The sequence below is a fragment of the Actinotignum timonense genome (genome assembly GCF_900155575.1).
Classification (GTDB): domain Bacteria; phylum Actinomycetota; class Actinomycetes; order Actinomycetales; family Actinomycetaceae; genus Actinotignum; species Actinotignum timonense.
The window spans coordinates 675,057-693,074 of the sequence record NZ_LT706966.1 but is presented as its reverse complement, the minus strand read 5'-3'; the positions used below and the strand labels follow the sequence as shown (position 1 = coordinate 693,074).

At 63.7% G+C, this 18,018-nt stretch carries 14 protein-coding genes and 2 pseudogenes; 9 read left to right on the top strand and 7 right to left on the bottom strand.

Annotation, left to right across the window (positions count from 1 at the left end):
- The first annotated feature begins 252 nt into the window (after positions 1 to 252).
- The gene (locus CZ322_RS02890) at positions 253 to 1,203 is read left to right on the top strand and encodes a hypothetical protein (RefSeq protein WP_234984434.1); all 951 of its coding nucleotides are present in this window, start codon (positions 253 to 255) and stop codon (positions 1,201 to 1,203) included.
- A 68-nt stretch (positions 1,204 to 1,271) separates the two neighbouring features.
- On the opposite strand, the gene CZ322_RS02885 is transcribed toward CZ322_RS02890, so the two are convergent.
- Positions 1,272 to 1,988 carry an NADPH-dependent F420 reductase gene (locus CZ322_RS02885; RefSeq protein ID WP_101595736.1) on the bottom strand — a complete coding sequence of 239 codons (717 nt, stop codon included), beginning with the start codon at positions 1,986 to 1,988 and terminating at the stop codon, positions 1,272 to 1,274.
- A 227-nt stretch (positions 1,989 to 2,215) separates the two neighbouring features.
- Here CZ322_RS02885 and CZ322_RS02880 point away from each other — a divergent pair, with 227 nt between their 5' ends.
- Entirely contained in the window at positions 2,216 to 2,854 is a 639-nt protein-coding gene (locus CZ322_RS02880; protein WP_234984433.1) for a VIT1/CCC1 transporter family protein, read from the top strand.
- Between the two features lie 225 nt (positions 2,855 to 3,079).
- Positions 3,080 to 4,123, top strand: coding sequence for an LLM class flavin-dependent oxidoreductase (locus CZ322_RS02875; RefSeq protein WP_087070135.1), 1,044 nt, complete (start codon positions 3,080 to 3,082; stop codon positions 4,121 to 4,123).
- 182 nt (positions 4,124 to 4,305) lie between these two features.
- On the opposite strand, the gene CZ322_RS02870 is transcribed toward CZ322_RS02875, so the two are convergent.
- Positions 4,306 to 5,253, bottom strand: coding sequence for a hypothetical protein (locus CZ322_RS02870; RefSeq protein WP_087070134.1), 948 nt, complete (start codon positions 5,251 to 5,253; stop codon positions 4,306 to 4,308).
- Between the two features lie 144 nt (positions 5,254 to 5,397).
- Between CZ322_RS02870 and CZ322_RS02865 the strand changes: the two genes are divergently transcribed.
- From CZ322_RS02865 to CZ322_RS02850, 4 genes are all read left to right on the top strand, one after another.
- Positions 5,398 to 5,919, top strand: coding sequence for a peptidylprolyl isomerase (locus CZ322_RS02865; protein WP_087070133.1), 522 nt, complete (start codon positions 5,398 to 5,400; stop codon positions 5,917 to 5,919).
- A gap of 218 nt (positions 5,920 to 6,137) precedes the next feature.
- The gene (locus CZ322_RS02860) at positions 6,138 to 7,301 is read left to right on the top strand and encodes an ATP-binding protein (RefSeq protein WP_234984432.1); all 1,164 of its coding nucleotides are present in this window, start codon (positions 6,138 to 6,140) and stop codon (positions 7,299 to 7,301) included.
- 224 nt (positions 7,302 to 7,525) lie between these two features.
- Positions 7,526 to 8,194 carry a rhomboid family intramembrane serine protease gene (locus CZ322_RS02855; RefSeq protein ID WP_087070132.1) on the top strand — a complete coding sequence of 223 codons (669 nt, stop codon included), beginning with the start codon at positions 7,526 to 7,528 and terminating at the stop codon, positions 8,192 to 8,194.
- Positions 8,195 to 8,505: 311 nt separating this feature from the next.
- Positions 8,506 to 10,665, top strand: coding sequence for a CAP domain-containing protein (locus CZ322_RS02850; RefSeq protein ID WP_087070131.1), 2,160 nt, complete (start codon positions 8,506 to 8,508; stop codon positions 10,663 to 10,665).
- A 206-nt stretch (positions 10,666 to 10,871) separates the two neighbouring features.
- Here the strand turns inward: CZ322_RS02850 and CZ322_RS02845 are convergent, their stop codons facing one another.
- A complete protein-coding gene (locus tag CZ322_RS02845; RefSeq protein WP_026428940.1) occupies positions 10,872 to 12,011 on the bottom strand; it encodes a 6-phosphofructokinase in 1,140 nt (379 codons plus the stop codon).
- A gap of 3 nt (positions 12,012 to 12,014) precedes the next feature.
- On the bottom strand, positions 12,015 to 12,392 hold the full coding sequence (locus CZ322_RS02840) for a cell division protein CrgA (RefSeq protein WP_026428941.1): 378 nt from the start codon (positions 12,390 to 12,392) through the stop codon (positions 12,015 to 12,017).
- Between the two features lie 179 nt (positions 12,393 to 12,571).
- On the opposite strand from CZ322_RS02840, the gene CZ322_RS10080 reads away from it, so the two are divergent.
- Both CZ322_RS10080 and CZ322_RS02835 read left to right on the top strand, forming a co-directional pair.
- Positions 12,572 to 12,730 (top strand): hypothetical protein, encoded by a 159-nt coding sequence (locus tag CZ322_RS10080; RefSeq protein WP_169719563.1) that lies wholly within the window; start codon positions 12,572 to 12,574, stop codon positions 12,728 to 12,730.
- Between the two features lie 450 nt (positions 12,731 to 13,180).
- Positions 13,181 to 14,113, top strand: a pseudogene (locus CZ322_RS02835) (class E sortase); the annotation flags it as partial.
- On the opposite strand, the gene pknB reads toward CZ322_RS02835, so the two are convergent.
- The 3 genes and pseudogenes from pknB to CZ322_RS02820 all read right to left on the bottom strand — a co-directional run.
- On the bottom strand, positions 14,110 to 16,215 hold the full coding sequence (pknB, locus tag CZ322_RS02830; protein ID WP_087070130.1) for a Stk1 family PASTA domain-containing Ser/Thr kinase: 2,106 nt from the start codon (positions 16,213 to 16,215) through the stop codon (positions 14,110 to 14,112). The pseudogene CZ322_RS02835 and the gene pknB sit on opposite strands and share 4 nt — an antisense overlap.
- A gap of 29 nt (positions 16,216 to 16,244) precedes the next feature.
- Positions 16,245 to 17,702, bottom strand: coding sequence for a penicillin-binding transpeptidase domain-containing protein (locus tag CZ322_RS02825; protein WP_087070129.1), 1,458 nt, complete (start codon positions 17,700 to 17,702; stop codon positions 16,245 to 16,247).
- Positions 17,699 to 18,018: pseudogene (locus CZ322_RS02820) on the bottom strand (FtsW/RodA/SpoVE family cell cycle protein); the annotation flags it as partial. The gene CZ322_RS02825 and the pseudogene CZ322_RS02820, both read right to left, overlap by 4 nt.

The following is an 18,018-nucleotide window of genomic DNA, read 5'->3' as shown; positions in this document are numbered from 1 at the left end:
GCACGTCCCTGATTGCGGCATTTCTGGTGCTTGTACTTGGCGTGGCTGGTGNCATTTCTGGTGCGTGTACTTGGCGTGGCTGGGGGGCTCTTGTGGTGGTTCAACGGGCGAACTTCCTCAACCCCGGCGGGTGGCCCCGCGGCTACCGCAACGGCATCAGCTCAGGCGGGCGGAGCGGCAGGTGCGGCGTCGTCGCCCGGTACCGCGGCGGAAACTAGCCCCGCGCCGGTGCCCGGCCCCACGGATAAAGAAATGCGCAACGGCACGTACATCCTTCCGGATGTGTGTTACAGCAAACGCAACCCGCCCGCGCCCGTAACCGTGGCGCACGGGAAGATTCTTCCGGATCGCGAAACGGGGATGCAGCCGGGAACCATTCACCTCACCGAGCCGCTCGTGCTCGAAGGTGTGGAATATCGCGCGGTCGCGATGTCCTGCGGGGTGGGGGACCCGGCCATCGGTACCATCGGGATTTACGACGCGAACCTCAGGCTCGTTTCCGCCATCGGGAACCGCACCCACGATGATGCCGAAAAAATTCGCGGCACCCGCATCGCCCAAGATGACGACGGCCTGTGGTCCTTCAACGTGAGTTCCATGGAATTTGAGGCCGGCCAGGCGCGCATCACGTACACCTCCTATACGCCGGTCGGCGGCGTAACGCGGGCAATGGAACGCGCGTATCCGCCGCATTCCACCACCGTGAATTTCGTGTGGAACGGTTCCGAATTCGTGCAGACCGGGGAGGTGTCCTTCCAGTTCGACGGCGGGCATTCCGTGACCGCTCCCACCGAAGAGCGCGCGCAGGCTGACCGGCAAACCCTCGCCGCGGCCGGCTCAGAGTGGGAAGATCTGCTCCCCGAACTCACCAGCGATCCGCGCCTCGCGGATGAAGAACGGCGCACTGCCTCCGCCGCCGCACACCCTGTTTTCCGCGGGTGTAACGCGCGCGAACCGTTGAGCACCACCGTGAGCGGCGGGCACGTGAAAGACACCGGCGGGTACATAAGAGAAACCGATCGCTTTAGTGGAAAAGTGCCCGGCGAAGGCGATAGCGAACCGCGCCCCACCGACATCCTGTGCGTCTTTTCCGCGGACAACCCGGCCGTTGAGAATGGCGCAGCGACCTACACCTACTACCTTGTGTACGACGGCGCAGCTACCGGCACCCCGCCCCTTATCAACGTAGGCGTGCGCCCTTAGGCGCGCTGAGCTCCGGGATTCGCCGGAGGAGTTCGGTCGTATCCGTGGCGGCGGGCTTCGCGGTAGGTCTAGCGGCGGGTTGCCACGATATTCGCCGGCCAATCGGCCAGCTCCAGGCGTTGCCCGAAAGCCACGCCACCTGGCTCCAGCAGCGGCGCGTGCTCGGAGCTAAGCTCCACCGGATCAAAACCAATCGCATCAATAAAAGCGGCCACCCGGGAACGCGCGGCGGCGTCGTCCCCCGCAACGGCCACCGTGCGCCGCCCCGGCGCTCCATGCGGGCGGGCCTCCGCGCTCAACTCCGTATAACCCGCATGATTGAGACTCTTGACAATAGCCAGCTCCGGATAACGCGCTTGCAGCGCGGCGGTGGTGTTTTGGGTGGGCGTGGTGCTGGTATTCGCGGCGGCGTGGTCAGGTGCGGTGCTGGTAGCTGAGGTTCCGCTAGCAGAGAGGTTGTCGGCATGTGTGCCATCAGTCGCCGCCCAAGCATTCGTGGCATCAACAACGATGCCGCGCACCCCACTCAAATCAATCGAGGCAAGCGCGGGCTGCGGCAACGCCAGAATAAGAATATCCGCGGTGCGAGCCAGCTCCTCGAAAGAAACTAGGCGAGCGGTGGGCAGCAAGGTCGGCAAGGTGAGATCGTAGAGCGGATTACCCGGACGCACGCTCACCGCCAGCGGGAAACCCGCCTCCGCGGCCAAGCGCCCGATAGCAGTGCCGAGCTTGCCCGCGCCCAGCAGGCCGATCAGGTCGCGGTCGTTCTGCGCAGTGGTGTTCATGAAAAAAGAACGGAAAGCGCGCGGCGAAGTATTCCCGGGAATAGCGAGCCCAGTCGAAATCCGGCAGCGAGGCACACCCCAGATCGCCCGAAAATGAAATGCATTATAGCCACGTGAGCGTAGCCTGACCTTCCTATCTTTTCCACAATTCCCGCATAACAATAGGAATAGCAACGCAACCAACGGAGGGAATTATTATGGGGAAGTGTGTTATTGAAGCATGTGAATTGAAGCATAGCGACACGTGTCGCGCAGATGCCAGCGATACCGCTCCCGGTATCCCGGGAGTGCTGGGAGCTGAGGCCATGAACCGGCTGCGGGCCGGGGTGCTCGGCGCGAATGACGGCATCGTCTCCGTGGCCGCGGTGGTCATCGCCATGGGCGGTGCGCGGGCCTCAAGTACCGCGATTTTGCTGGCCGGGCTCGCCGCCCTTATCGGCGGAGCAGTATCCATGGCCTTGGGCGAATACATCTCCGTCTCATCACAACGCGATGCCGAACTCGACGCACTGCGGCGCCGGGTAGATGTGGCACGCCGTGCGGATGTGGTATGCCGGAGTGCCGGGGTGAGTGAACCTGCCATAGAAAACAACATCGTCTCTCCTTTCGGCGCCGCCTTCTCCTCCTTCTTTTCCTTCCTCGCCGGCGGCGCGGTTCCCTTCGCGGCCAGCTTGCTCGCCCCACTCGGCGCCATCGCCCCGATCTGCTTCGTGGTCACCGTGGCCGCGCTGGCACTGACCGGCTGGATCGCCGCCTGGATCGGCCAAGTCCCACCGCTGCGCCCCACCATCCGCACCGCCGTAGGCGGCACCCTCGGCCTCGCCCTCACCTTCGGTATCGGAGCGCTCTTCGGTCAAGTAGTGTAGAGTTCAATCAGTGGGTGACTCCGGCTCGTTCTGTGGTTAAGCTCAGACCGGTGGCTTGCGCTACTGGTTAGTCGCGTGCCACCGGCCCCGCGCAACGGGCCCAGCGCGTTCCGGGTACCTGTGCGTCACCGGCAGCGCGGCCCTATGCGCTCCGGATACCTGTGGGGGTACGGCCCGATACCCCACGCGCCACCGGCTCTCACCCGGCCCTCGAAAGGACCTGATATGACCTACACCTTCGGAATCGATACTTTTGGTGACGTCACCGCCGATGCCTCCGGCACCAAGCTCAGCCACGCCCAGGTGGTCCGCAATGTGGTGGCCGAAGCGGTGCGCGCCGAAGAGGTCGGCGTCGACATCTTCAATATCGGTGAACACCATCGCGACGATTACGCGATCCCCGCCCCCGATGTGGTCCTCGCAGCGATTGCCGCGCGCACCCAGCGCATCCGCCTCTCCTCCGCCGTCACCGTCCTCAGCTCGGACGATCCGGTCCGCGTGGTCGAACGCTTTGCCACCGTAGACGCCCTCTCCAACGGCCGCGCCGAACTCATGGTGGGCCGCGGCTCCTTCACCGAATCCTTCCCGCTGTACGGCTACGACCTGGCCGATTACGAAGATCTCTTCAACGAAAAACTCTCCCTGCTCACCGAACTCCTCGCCCGCAACGGCCAACCCGTCACCTGGAAAGGCGGCCCGCACACGCAGGCGCTGCGCGCCGTCACCCTCTACCCGCCGCTCGAACACGGTCCGCTGCCCACCTGGGTCGCCGTGGGCGGTAGCCCGGAATCGGTGGTGCGCGCCGCGCATTACAAACTCCCGCTGATGCTCGCCATTATTGGCGGCCCCACCTCGCGTTTTGTTCCGTTCACGGATCTGTACCGGCGCGCCTGGGAGCAGTTCGGGAACGACGGCGCAGCTGAGGTCGGCTACCACTCCTACGGTTATGTTGCTCGCACCGATGAGGAAGCCGTGGCTGACTTCTTCGACTTCTACGTGGAAACAAATTCCCGGATCGGGCGGGAGCGCGGCTGGCGCCCGCCGTCGCGGGAGGCATACCTTTACGAGGTGAAAAACGGGGCGCTGGCGGTGGGTTCACCGGAAACGGTGGCCCGCAAAATCGCCACCGGCATGCGCGAACTGGGCGCCACCCGCTACGACCTCAAGGTCTCCTACGGCTCGCAGCCCCACGAGCAGAACCTCTCCTCCATCGAGCTCTTCGGCACCGAGGTGATCCCGCGGGTCAAGGAGCTGCTGGCCGGAGAATAGCTGGGCCGCGGAGTAGCTGACTCGCAGCACCTGCGAACACAAAGCAGATATAAAGCAGCGCGGCCCGGGCCGTTCGATGCCCGAGCCGCGCTCGCTACTGCGGCTACCGCCGGCCGCTATTGCCGCTCTAGTTTCCGCAAAGGCGTGAGCCCTCCAGGAGGTATGAGCCCTCCCCGAAAACTCTACTTCTCCGCGATATCTTCGACGATGTCCTTGGCCTGGTCAGCCGCGTGCTGCGCGGCTTCCTTGGCCTTATCGGCAACATCTTCGGCCGCCTCCTTGGCTTCATGCGCGCCGTCCTTGACGGCATCTTCAGCCCGGGAGCCAGCACGCTTGGCCTTATCGGCCACGTCGCCGGCTGCGCTTGCGGCGTCGTTCACAACATCTTCCGCAGTTTCCGCAACTTCCTCAGCACCGGCCTGCGCGGCATCTTTCGCATCTTCCGCGGGAGCCTTCACGCCGTCCACGTCCTCCCAGTAGGCCTCCGCCCAGGGATCCTCCGTGGGCTGCGAGCGCTTCCACAGGTAGTAGACCGCAACCCCGAGGCCGCCAACCAGCGCGATGGTACCGAAAACCCGGCCCTTCCCGCGGGACTTCTTCACCGGTTCGGGAGTCTGAATCTCACGCGAGGCCACCCGAGCGATCTTCTGACCGCGTTCGGCCACGGTACCTTCACCCTTGGCTGCCTCCGCCGCGGCATGCAGGGCACGCTGGGCGCGCGGGAGGTAATCATTGCGGACGTTCTCCACGAACTCCGAAGCATTATCGCGGGCCTGCTCCACGTAGGGCTTGGCCTTCTCCGCAAGATCGTTGCCCACGGCCTTCGCCTGCTCCACGTACGGCTTCGCCTTTTCGGCCAGCTCCTGGGCGCGTGGTGCCGCCCATTCGTAACCCTGATTGGCGTAATCGCTCAGGCGTTCGCCAGCCTGCTTGGCGTAATCCTGGAAATCAGACGCGGCGCTCTTTGCCTTGTGCTCCCACTTCTTCTGATTCCGCTTCCCCTTGAGCTGGGCTTTCTTTGCGGTGCGTTCGGCCTGGCCGCGCAGCTCATCGATCTTCGCCATAATGGCATCAACCTCCCGCTGCGCTTTCTTGGCCCGCTTGTCCGCGCGGCTTCGTCCACAAGCCATCGTTGACCTCCTACCGTTGAACCACAGAATTCTCCTGCGATTGAGTACCCCTCTATTGTTTCACTTTTCGCCCCCCATTTGTCACGTGAATCACGTTTGCTTTTCGCGTGGCATAAAACCATGAGGTGTGCGAGACTTGAGCGCATGGAAGCAATTTTTCACACAAGCGAAGGCGATATTCGCGTCGAACTCTTCCCGAACGAAGCGCCCGAAACGGTCGCTAATTTCACCGGACTAGCTCGCGGTGAACGCGAATGGACCAATCCCGCCACCGGTCAGGCTTCGACCGATCCGCTGTACAACGGAACGATCTTCCACCGCGTGATCTCCGGTTTCATGATTCAGGGCGGGGATCCGCTCGGTAACGGCACCGGTGGTCCCGGTTATACGTTCGACGACGAAATCGCTCCCGGCCTCAACTTTGACGCCCCCTACGTGCTGGCCATGGCCAATGCCGGGACCCGCTTCGGTAAGGGCACCAACGGTTCGCAGTTCTTCATCACCGTGGCTCCCACCCCGTGGCTGCTCGGCAAGCACACCATCTTCGGGAAGGTTGCCGATGAGGAATCCGTCAAGGTTGTGGACAAGATCGCCGCGGTTCCCACCGGCGGGAATGATCGCCCGCTCAATGACGTGGTGATTTCCTCCGTCGAGGTTATTGACTAAGCAATACGCAAAATTCCGCATACGTGATGAGCGGGGTGGTACGCAGGTACCGCCCCGCTTTTGTGTGCTCTGCCGGCCGCTCTGCGGGCCATACTTCCGGCTGCGCTGCGGGCCGCGCTGCCGGCCACGCACCGGAACACTCACTCAACACTCAACTTAACACTCACATTCATGAGTGTTGAGTTGAGTGTTAAGTTGAGAGCTCGTAGGATGGCGCTATGCGCCTCCAGCCGCGCGATAAACCCTGCTATGTCACCGCCCGCAATGTCTACGGGGGCTCCTATATCCGCACCGGCGATGGGGACCGCAAACTTTCCGCTTACGAAATTGATCGCCTGCTGGAAAACAAAACGCAGCCGCATTGGGATACCGACCTGGTGGAAGAAGCCAGCCTTGATTCCCTAGACCCGGACCTCCTCCACGCGGTTCTGGAACGCGAACGCCTCAACCACCCGCGCATTTTCGGGAAACTCCCGGATGAAACCGCGATGGAGCAGCTGCGCATTATCGGCACCGGCCCGGATGGGCAGCGCCATCCCACTCTGGCTGGCCTGCTCTGCTTAGGCACGTATCCCCAGGAATTCTTCCCCCGCCTCACGGTCACCTACGCGGTATACCCGGGATCAACCAAAGCTTCGTCGCTTTCCGGGCAGCGGCATCTAGACTCGGGGACGCTGGCGGGTCCCATTCCCGCCCTGGTGGCCGACGGTGTCGGCGTCGTCGCAAAAAATATGCGGGTGGGTGGCGTGGTGCGCGGTGCTTTCCGCCATGACCTGGTGGATTATCCGCTCGTTGCGGTGCGCGAAGCGCTCACGAATGCGCTTATGCATCGCGATTATTCGCCGGTGGCGCGCGGCACCCAGGTGCAGTTGAACCTTTACGCGGATCGTTTGGAAGTGATCAATCCGGGCGGCCTGTTCGGCACGGTCACCATTGATTCCCTGGGTACAACCGGGCTGTCTTCCACGCGCAACCAATTCCTGGCGCGGCTGCTGGAATCCACGCCTTTCGAGGAGGGCGGTTTTGTGGCGGAAAACCGGGGAAGTGGCTACCAGGAAATCATGACTCAGCTGGAGCGGGAAATGCTTCCGCCGGCGCGGCCTGTCGACCGGCTGGATAGTTTCAGCCTCACCTTCGAGCGCCGCCGCATGACCCCCGCGGAGCAGGGTGCCGCGGCGGGAACGTCCTCGCGTGAGCGCGTTCTTGAATATCTGCGCACCCACGCCAGCGCTACCAGCCGCGAACTCGCGGGCGCTGCCGGGATCAGCCTGGGCGGCACCCGGGCGGTGCTCAATACCCTGGTGACCGAGGGGCAGGTGCAGCGCACCGAGCCTAAGACAAGTCCAAAGCAGCGTTACCGCCTCGCTCAACCTGGTGCTTAGTTGCGCTCGCGGCCTAGCTAACCGGAACACTCACTCAACACTCATCCCAACACTCAACTTAACACTCACATACATGAGTGTTGAGTTGAGTGTTGAGTTGAGAGCTCGCGGGGTACGCCCGGTTCCGCCCCTATCCGGTCCCGTCCACCCGGTCACACCCGCGCGCCGTCCGGTACGCTTGATTCAGAGTTGTCGAGCGGGATGACCGCGCAGAGAGGCCGAAAGTGCACAACGTTCCCAAGAAGCGCCGTCTTCAGATCCGCAAACCCGTCCCCTATGTCACCATCACGCTGATCGTGGTTAACGTGGCGGTTTTGCTGGCCCAATGGCTCGACGCCCGCGTGGGGCAAGTCCTCATTTTCGCCCCCGGCATCGCCCACGAGGAGCCCTACCGCTTCATCTCCTCCACCTTCATGCACGCCGGCTTCACGCATCTGCTTTTCAATATGTATGCGCTGTGGCTGATCGGTTCGGTGCTCGAGCGCATGATCGGCTGGTGGCGTTTCCTGGGGTTGTACCTGCTCAGCGCTGTGGCCGGCAACGTCATGGTCCTTTACACCGTCTCCACCGACATCGACTACTACACCGGCACCGTCGGCGCATCCGGCGCTGTCTTCGGCATTTTCGCGGCGATGTTCGTGGTGCTGCGGCGCTTCGGCGGCAGCTTCACCCAAATGGCGGTGGTCATCGCCATCAACCTCGCGATCAGTTTCCTGCCCGGCACCAATATTTCCTGGCAGTCTCACGTGGGCGGGCTCCTCATGGGCGCACTGCTCATGGCGATTATTTCGCGCCGGCGCCACGTCTCCCGCGCGCTCACCGCCCGCGATATTGCGGTGTTGCTGCTCGGCGCGGCATTCCTGGTGGCCGCGATTTTCTTCGGGTACCGGTAGGGGCACGCCAAGCTGCGCCGTCGTTCTTTCTTTTTACGACGACGCCGCCACTTCGCAATCCGCACCCAAATAACACCGATGTAATTATCCACAGGGTTATCCCCGGTTGGGGATAACGGGGCGCTGAGCTGGGTGTGTGCGCCGAGCTGTGCTGGCCCGGGCGCAAGCGCGTGCCGGCGAGTAGGCCGGGTGGTGCACTGGGCCGTGCCCCGGCGACTTTGCGACAGTGCGCAGGGTCACTTATTTTTGAATGTGTATGCATATATTCTGAAAATTACCTGGGAGCATAGCGCTGATCGAAGGAGACATATATGCGCACAACAGCACTCATGTTGGCGGGAACGCTTCTCGCCCCGCTGGCAGTCCACGCCCTGCCGGCTGCCACCCCGAACGAGCCAGCCCGGTTGGTCTGCAACGCGGGGATGATGTCACCGGACCAGCTGCGGGCGTGCCTGGCGAAAGCTATTGAAGATCGCGATGCGGTCGTCGCTGAATTGGAAGCCAAGGGAATTGACGTGGCCGAAGCGCGCGAGCTCGCGCAGGAATGGGCCAAGGCTGATATGGAGCGCAGCACCTGGGAAGCGCGCTATGTCCCAGAAAAGCGTGCGGTCGAAGACTTTGAAAAAATCAAGAAGAAATACGATGACGCCGTGGCCCAACTGGCGGCAGCGCAGCGTGCATTTGACCAGGCCCAGGCAGAATACGATGCAGCTACCCAGCCCGATCCGGCGGCCGTGGCCGCGGCAAAGCAGCAGATGGATAATGCCAACGCTGCGCTCGAAGCATCCAAGAAGGAAGCCCAGGCCCGCTGGAATCGCGGATCGCTCGGATTCTTCGAGGCCATGGGGGATAAAGCCGCGGTCGAAGTGTTTTCTGAAACGGATACCATCAACGACGTTCCGATTCCGCAATACACCCGCTTCGGGCAGCCCGGGGATGCCACCAATCTGGACCTCATGCGGGACTCGATTCAGCGCGTGAATAAGCTCAATGAGCTGCGGGCACGCCACGGGCTCGCCCCGCTCAAGATCTCCTCCGCTCTTATGGCTCGCGCCCAGGTCAATGCCAATGTGAATGTGCACGGCGGCTTCTTCGATCACGTGGGTGGTTTCAACTACGGCGAGAATATCGCTGCCATGCCCAGCCGCAGCGGGGACCCCTTCACCATGTGGTACGACCAGGAGAAAGCGGAGTATGACCGGGGCGTGCGCGATTATCCGAAGATTGGGCACTACCTCAATATTATTCAGTCGGAATATGTGGTGACCGGCTTCGCCATCGCGGATTACGATGCGCATCCCACGTACTTCTTTGGCAATACATTCGGGCGTGGAGATCGGTTTAGCCAGAGCTACCTGCCCGGATACACCACCGCGGAGTACCTGGCTCGCCTGGACGGATACATCGGCAGCGCGCGGGAAAATATGACCCATGGGACCCCTGAAGCCCGCCGCGCGGTGGTGGAAGCGCAGGACGCTTTCCAGCGCGCGAACGCCGGCAAGGAAGACCCGGCAGCCCAGGCCAAGCTCGATGCCGCTCGTTCTCAACTTGAAACCGCTCGCCTCGTTTATGTCGTTGTGAAGCCCGAATATGACGGCGCGGTCAAGGCAAAGAAGAATCTCCCGGAAACCAAAAAGGCATGGGAAAAGGCCGTGGCGCGTTTCAAGGAAGTTGATGCCAAGATGGCCGAAGCTGGCGATCTCATCGCCAAGCTCGCGAAGGCCGAAGCTGAGGTGCTGCGCGCCCAGGAGCGGGTGAACCAGATCAGTACCCCGGTGCGCCCGGCCGATACCGGCAATGTTTTCTACGTGTCGAACGACTGGACATCCACGCAGGCATCCTCGGTGTTCTCCTACGGCCGGGCGCGCGATGAAGTGCTCGTCGGCGATTGGAACGGGGATGGCACGGATACCTTCGCGGTGCGCCGCGGGAACATGATCTACGTGAAGAACTCCGTGGATGGCGGCGCCGCTGATATTGCCTTCAGCTACGGGCGCGTGGGCGATGAGATCCTCGTGGGTGATTTCGACGGCGATGGACGCGATACCTTCGCGGTGCGCCGCGGCAACACCTTCTACGTGCTCAATTCCCTCCACAGCGGGAACGCGGACCAGGTTATTAACTACGGCCGCTACGGAGACACCGTGTACGCCGGTGACTTCAACGGCGACGGCATCGATACCTTCGCCGTGCGCCGCGGGAGCACTTACTTCGTGAAGAACCACATCGCTTCGGGCATCGCGGACCATGTATTCGCCTACGGCCGGGCTGGCGATGCCACCATCCTGGGTGATTTCGATGGCGATGGCCGCGATACCTTTGCGGTGCGCCGCGGCAACACCATTTACGTCAAGAACTCGCTGGGTGCCGGGAACGCCGATTCCGTTCTCACCTACGGGCGCGTGAGTGACGAGCTGTACGTGGGTGATTGGGACGGCAACGGAACCGATACCCCGGCGGTGCGGCGCTAGGCACGAATGTGCGGCGCTAAGTTCGCCCGCGTAGCGCCGGCTGGCGCTAGCGGCTAGCCACCGCCTCGCACAATGCAACGTGGGCCGAAAGCTCGGATAATTCCCGAACTTCCGGCCCACGTTTATGTCGAATCACGCCAATTCGGCGATCAGCCACGCCAGAAAGTAAGTCACGCCGGCGTGGTCAGCCACGCAAGGGGCGCCGCTTAGAGCGCCTCACCCAGGCTCGTGCCGACGGCGCGCGCCGCGGCCACCCAGGGGTGATCCACCGGGACCAGCTTGTCCTTCCCGGCCACGTCCTCCAGCGGCACCGGCACGGCCTGCCCGTTCTGGGAGGCGATCATCACGCCAGATTTCCCGTGCGCCACCACATCGGCTGCCGCACTTCCCAGCACGGTTCCCAGCAGCCGGTCCGCGGCGTCGGGAATACCCCCGCGCTGCACGTAGCCGAGGATCGTCACGCGCGCTTCCAGCCCGGTGGCTTCCTCCAGTTGCTGCGCCACCAGGAACGTCGATTCACGCTCGTTTTCCTCAATGGAACGCCGGTGGCTCTTCGCCGCCTCCTTCGCCTCCGGGGTCGGGGCGTGGCGCACCAGGTCATTCGCGGCAGCCAGCTGCGCCGCCACCGGAATCGAATGCGCGCCCTCGGCCACGGCCACCACGGAGAAAGGCCGGCCGTTCTCCGCCCGCCGCCGGATCGACGCCGCGCAGGACTCAATCGAATACGGAATCTCGGGGATGAGAATAATATCTGCACCTCCGGCGATCCCGGCGCCTAGCGTCAGCCACCCGGCGCGATGCCCCATCAGCTCCACCACGATAATGCGGTGATGGGAGTGGGCGGTGGAATGAAGCCGGTCGATAGCATCGGTGGCGATGGACAGCGCCGTCGAAAAACCGAAGCTGGTGTCCGTGTGCATGATGTCGTTATCGATGGTCTTCGGCAGGTGGATCACCGGCAGCCCGGCCTGCGCCAGCCGGTTCGCGTTCTTCGCGGTTCCGCCCCCGCCGATGCACACCAGCGCGTCGATATGCTCATCTTCGAGGTTCTGGGCGATCTGCGGGATCATATCCACATACCCGCCGTTACCGTCCGGGAACTTATGGACCTTATCGCGCGAGGTGCCCAGCATGGTGCCGCCCTGCGTCAAAATCCCAGCCAGGGAATCTGAATCGAGCGGCATATAGCGGTTATTGACAAGCCCGGTAATACCGTTGCGGTATCCCACCAGCTCCATGCCGTATTTACCCATCGCGGCTTTCCCGAAACCGCGGATGGCGGCATTGAGCCCGGGGGCGTCACCGCCGGCAGTGAGGATACCGACCCGCTTCACTGCTTTCCCCATCGGCTACTTCCACCCCATTGTCATGAGGAAGCCCACGATCATGAACCCGAAGCCGAGGAAAAGATTGCCGTTATTCCACCCCGGAATGGGGAAACGGCCGCCGGTCACGTAGGCCAGCACCACCACGATGAGCCCGATAATCATGAGCGTGCACATCACCGGCGCCCACCAGCTCGGCGAGCGGCGATCCTTCTGCGCGACCTTATGGGAGCGCTTGGCCGCTTCCTTTTCCCGGCTGGCCTGCGCCTCAATATCGCGCTTGGTGCCGGGGCGGCGCACATCCTTCGCCGAGGGCGCAGCGCTCTTGCGCGACTTCCGAGCCGGGGCAGCGCTGCCGGCGGCTTCCGAAAGTTCGGGTTCGTCGTACTGTTGATCTGTCATGTTNGGCCGGTGCGGTGCGGGGTTGGGATGGCGCGCCGGTGGCGCGGCGCGCGGGCGCCCTTTCGCTTCCCTCGCGAAGTGGCCACTCGCCCGCACGAAGTCCCGCGGGTGCCCAAACCGCACGGGGCCCGCGCCCATCAAGAATCGTCCTCGTTAAGAGCAGAGAAACGGAGCACGTAATGTACGGATTTATTTGGCGGCACCTGCCTGGCCCGACGTGGCTGAAGGTCATCGAGGCCCTCATCATCATCGCCGCGATTGTTTTCGCGCTGTTCGAGTGGGTCTTCCCCTGGGTGAATGCCGTGTTCCGCCCGCAGGACACCACCATCAGCCAGTAGCTCGCGCGAGTCTGGCTCCAAGTCGGTGCTAAGCCGTTGCTAAGCCGGCTCAACTCGGCGTCGGGCCACCTATGGAAACAAAGTGGTACTGGAGCTACAACCAACGGCCGGTTTTCTGTTCTGGAGTACCACTTTGTTCGGCAAAAGTCACATCTGCCTCGGGCGCCTCACCAGCCCCTGCGGAGGGGCCATGTGTTTTCATAGCTGTACTTCGCTCGTACAACATTTGCAGTACATGCCGGAAAACATACCCCGCACCGCCGGCCGCGGGGCAGCGATGCTCCAGCAGGGCAACAAAATGGGCATTCCGGACACTGTCTCCCACAGAATGGGCATAAGGAACATAAAACCGGCTGAAAACGGTGCTCTTACACCCACTTTGTTTTCCGGGCCGAGCCGGCGGCCTAAGCAGGGCACAAACCGTGCATTCTGAACCGTATAGGCCACAGAATGTACATCCCTGACAATAAAACAGGGAAAAACTGTCACCTACGTACACTTTGTTCGCGATGGAGGCTCGTCACCGAGTCCGGGGTAAACATAGTGCAAATTCCGGACGGTCGGGGGCGCGTAGTGCAAACTCAGAGCAGAAATCGGGCCAAAATGGTGCGTAGATGTGCACCCTGTTACGGGCGTGCTGTTGAACCTTCATCAATACGGCTCGGTCCCCGGCACAAGCGCCTCGATCCCCAGCCGGCAGGACCGGGCCCCGGTCACCAGCGCCCAGATCCGCCAGCCGCGAGTGACCCGGTCCCCGGCCGGCCGGTNCAGGCCGCCACCGCCACCCTCACCGCAACCCGGCCGGCCGCACCCGCGCGGCGCCGCGGCGGCATCCTCAACGCCATTATCGGCGTGATTGGTGAGCTGCTCATTACCGCGGGAATCGTGGTGGGCCTCTTTATTGTGTGGCAGGTGTACTGGACTGACCTGGGCGCGAACCGCGATCAGGCCCAGCAGATCGAGAACGTCAATAAGCAATGGGGCGATCCGCGGGGGGCCACCAAGGTGGGGACCCCGCGCACGGATGCCCCGCCGGCCGCGGACCACGTGAATCGCACAGGGGACCTGGAAGGCATTATTTATATCCCGCGCTTCGGCACCGACTGGCGCTACACTGTCAAATACGGCGTGGACCTGGAAGCCGTGGTGGATACCGGGAGCTTCGGGCATTACCCGGATACCCAGTACGTGGGTGAGGTCGGCAATTACGCGATCACCGCGCACCGCCAGACCTACGGCGCGGCCATGCGCGACGTGCCCGAACTCCAGCCCGGCGACCCGATCATCGTGCAAACCAAGAACGCCTACTACGTGTACAAGGTGGGCGAGCACGAGGTGGTGCCGCCCACGCAGGTCGGCGTGCTGGCCCCGGTGCCGAATCATCCGGAAGAGGCACCCACGCAGCGCATCCTCACCATCACCACCTGCCATCCGCNGCCGGAGCCACCCGATCCGCCCGAGCCGGAGCCGCCGGAACCTGAGCCGGCCGGCGGAGCGCTCGGGGTGGGAGTGGGCGCCGGGGCGATGCCCACGGTAATGCGCATTTCGGTATCGCGCTGCACCACGGTGCCCGGGGCGATGCTCGCGTCCACAACCTTGCCAACCTTGGCCGGGTCGCTGACTTCCTGCTCGCCTTGGCCCACCACCGTGAGGCGAGCATCGCGCAGCGCCGCCCGCGCCTCATCCACGCTCATTCCGCGCACATCCGGAACCGCCACATTGCCGCTGGCCACTTGCAGCTTGACGGTGCTGCCCGGCTTCACGCTTTCACCCACATTCGGGCTGGTGGACACCACCCGGTCGCGGTCCTCGCTCGGATCATTGACCTGCTCCATACCGCCCACGGTCAGCCCGGCCGCCCGCAGCGCCTGGGAAGCCTGATCCGTGCTCATCCCCACCACATCGGGAACCTGCACGGCCGAGGGCCCGGAGGAGAAGTGCAAGGTCACCCGGCTGCCCACATCCACGGTGCTCCGCATCGCCGGGTTGGAGGATACAACCAGCCCCTTGTCCACGGTATCGCTGGACACATCCGTGCCGCGCACGAATTCCAGGCCCAAGCTGGTTAGCTGCTGGCTGGCCTGCACCTCGGTCCACCCCGTCATATCGGGAATCGTCACCTGCGCCACCGCGGTCTCNCCCCCCCCCGCGGTCTCGGTGGTCTGCGGCCCGGCGAAATCACCGCGGCCGGAGAGGAAGAACCAGCCCAGAACCCCCAGCGCGATAACAAGCAAAGCTCCCCCGCCCCAAATGAAGGGCGCGCTGGACTTCTTCTTCACCGGCGGTTGCGCTCCGGTTGCCGATGGGTCGTAGCCCGGATAGCTCCCGGTGGGGTAGCTGCCCGTGGGGTAAGCCCCGGGATAGGCGCCCGTCGGGTACCCGCCTGGGTAGGTGGGCGCGCCGCCCGGCTGCGTCGTCGTACTAGAAATTGCACCGGCACCGGCGCCGGCACCCGCACCGCCCGCGGCACCGCCGGGGCTTCCGGCAGTCGCGGTGGGATAAGCAGTAGTGGAAGCGGGGCGTGCGTTAGCGGGCGAATAAGCTTGCGTGGCTGCGGTTGCGGCCGTCGCGGCATTCGCCCCCGCCCCGTACGCGTTCCACGAGGAAACCGCCGGGGCGTCCACGCCTTCCCCGCGCGCCGCCGCCAGCAGGTCCGCGCGGAATTCGGCGGCGTCCTGGTAGCGGTCCTCGCGGCTCTTCGCCAGGGATTTCATGACCACGCGGTCGATGGCATCGGGAATATCGGAAGCGATCTGGGAAGCCGGCTTCGGAGTTTCCGAAACATGCTGGTAGGCCACCGCCACCGCGCTATCGCCCACGAAAGGCGGGCGCCCGGTGAGGAGTTCGTAGAGCACGCAGCCGGTGGAGTACAGGTCCGAGCGCGCGTCCACCACTTCTCCGCGCGCCTGCTCGGGGGAGAGGTACTGGGCGGTGCCCACCACGGAATTGGTCTGCGTCATGGTGGCGGCGGAATCGGCGATGGCGCGCGCGATCCCGAAGTCCATGACCTTCACCTTGCCGCCGGTGGTGAGCATAATATTGCCCGGCTTGATATCGCGGTGAATGATGCCTTCGTGATGGGAGTATTCCAGCGCGGAGAGCACACCCACCACGATCTGCACGGCCTCGCCGATGGGCACCGGGTCCCCGCCGTGCAGCAGGGAGGCCACGGTGCGGCCCTTGACGTACTCCATCACGATATAGGGCAGCGCCAGCTCGGTGCCGCCCGCGGAGGTCACGGTTTCCTCGCCGGTGTCGTACACGGACACGATGGAGGGATGGTTGAGCGCGGCCGCGGATTGGGCTTCGCGCCGGAAACGGGCCAGGAAGGTGGCATCCTGCGCCAGGTCGGTGCGCAGGATCTTAATCGCTACCGTGCGTGAGAGCCGGGTATCGTAGCCGAGATGTACTTCGGCCATACCGCCTCGACCGATGATGTCGCCCACCTGGTAGCGGTTGCCGAGTACGCGGGGGATATCATTCACGTCGCGTCACCTTTCTGCTGAGCATCTGCTTAGTTCACCTTAGCTTCAAGTACTGTGCGGGCAAGGGGTGCGGCAACGGAGCCGCCGTCGCCATTCCACACCGCATTGCCAGAATTTTCCACGATCACGGCCACGGTATAGGCCGTGTCCCCAATGGTCGCATTCCCCACGAACCACGCGTGCGGGGGAATATCGTTCGTGATTTCCGCGGTCCCGGTTTTCCCGGAAGTTTCAATCCCGGGGAGGGTGAAGAGGTACCCGGTGCCGTGCTTGACCTCATCAACCATCATCTGGTGCATATAGCCCGCGGTTTGCTGGCTCATCGCCCGGGAGAGCTCTTCCGGTTCGGTTTCGCTCACGGGCTCAAGGTCCGCGGTGAGGGTGCGGCGCACCAGATTCGGTTTCATGACCACGCCATCATTAGCGATCGCCGCCCCGACCATCGCCATCTGCATCGGCGTGACCCGAATATCGCGCTGCCCGATGGAGTCCATGGCGAGCGCGGCGGCATCTTCCGGCGCGGGGAAGCGCGAGGCGGACACAGGTAGCGGGGTGGCCAGTTCGCTATTGAAGCCGAATTTTTCAGCCTGCGCCACCATTTTTTCCGGGCCCACCTTGATCCCGCCAATCGCGAACGGGGTATTGCACGATTGCGCGAAAGCCTCGGTGAGTTTCACCTGCCCGGAGCCGTCCCCGCAGGCGGCCTGCCCGGGATTCCACATATCGTGCGTGGTTCCCGGTGGCACGAACGTGCGCGGGGCCTCGACCAGCGAATCGGGGGTGAGCCCGAGGTTTTCAATCATCGCGGTGGCGGTGAGGAGTTTGAAGGAGGATCCGGGCGCGTATTGGTCGCCTCCGGTGGCCCGGTCGATGAGCGGCGTGGTGGGGTCTGCTTCGAGGGCCTGATAGTTCTCGCGCGCGGCCGCGGTATCGTGCGTGGCTACGCCGTTCGGGTCAAATCCGGGCGTGGAGACCTGCGCCAGAATATCTCCGGTGCGGGAATTAAGTACGACGACGGCGCCGCGCTGGTTACCCAGCGCGGCGGCTGCGGCCTCCTGGAGCTGGGGGTCGATAGTGAGCTCAACGCCCCCGCCCTGGGGTTGGGAACCGGTGATGAGTTCTTCGATACGCTGACCTGCCAGGGAGGAATCCGAGCCGCCCAGCACGGGGTTCATGGCGCGTTCCAAGCCCGTCATCGAGTTATGGGCGATGGAGTAGTAGCCGGTGAGGTTCGAGTAGATCTCCGGGCGCTCGTAGACGCGCAGGTAATTGTAGGCATCGTCGATGGGCTGGGAGGAGACGATGGATTCCCCGGCCACGATAATGGGACCGCGCTGGGTGCCGTATTCGCGGTAGAGCGTGCGTACATTCCACGCGTTGGCATTCAGGCTGGCGGCCTGGAAGAACTGGATCGCGGTGGTCGAGCCGGCCAAGCCTAAGAACATGACCGCGAGGACCGCGACGAGCTGGCGGATAGGGCGATTCACGGGCGCACCACCTCCGTGCGAGCGCCGCCGGCCGTTGAGTTCCGGGATTCCCCGGTAGGCGAGTTAGCTGCGTTGGCCGAATGCACGCCACCGGCCGAGCTCCCCGCGCCGCGCGGGGCGCGTCGCGCGTCGTCGTCGCCCTCATCCTTCCCGCCGTCAGCGTTCCCACGCCGGATCGCGAGTTCGTCGGTGGTGGGCAGCGGGCGGGCTTCTTCGGGGCGGCGCGCGGTGTGCGACATGCGGATGAGCAGCGCGATAATAATCCAATTCGTGAGCAGCGCCGAGCCGCCGTGCGCGAGGAAGGGCAGGGCCAGGC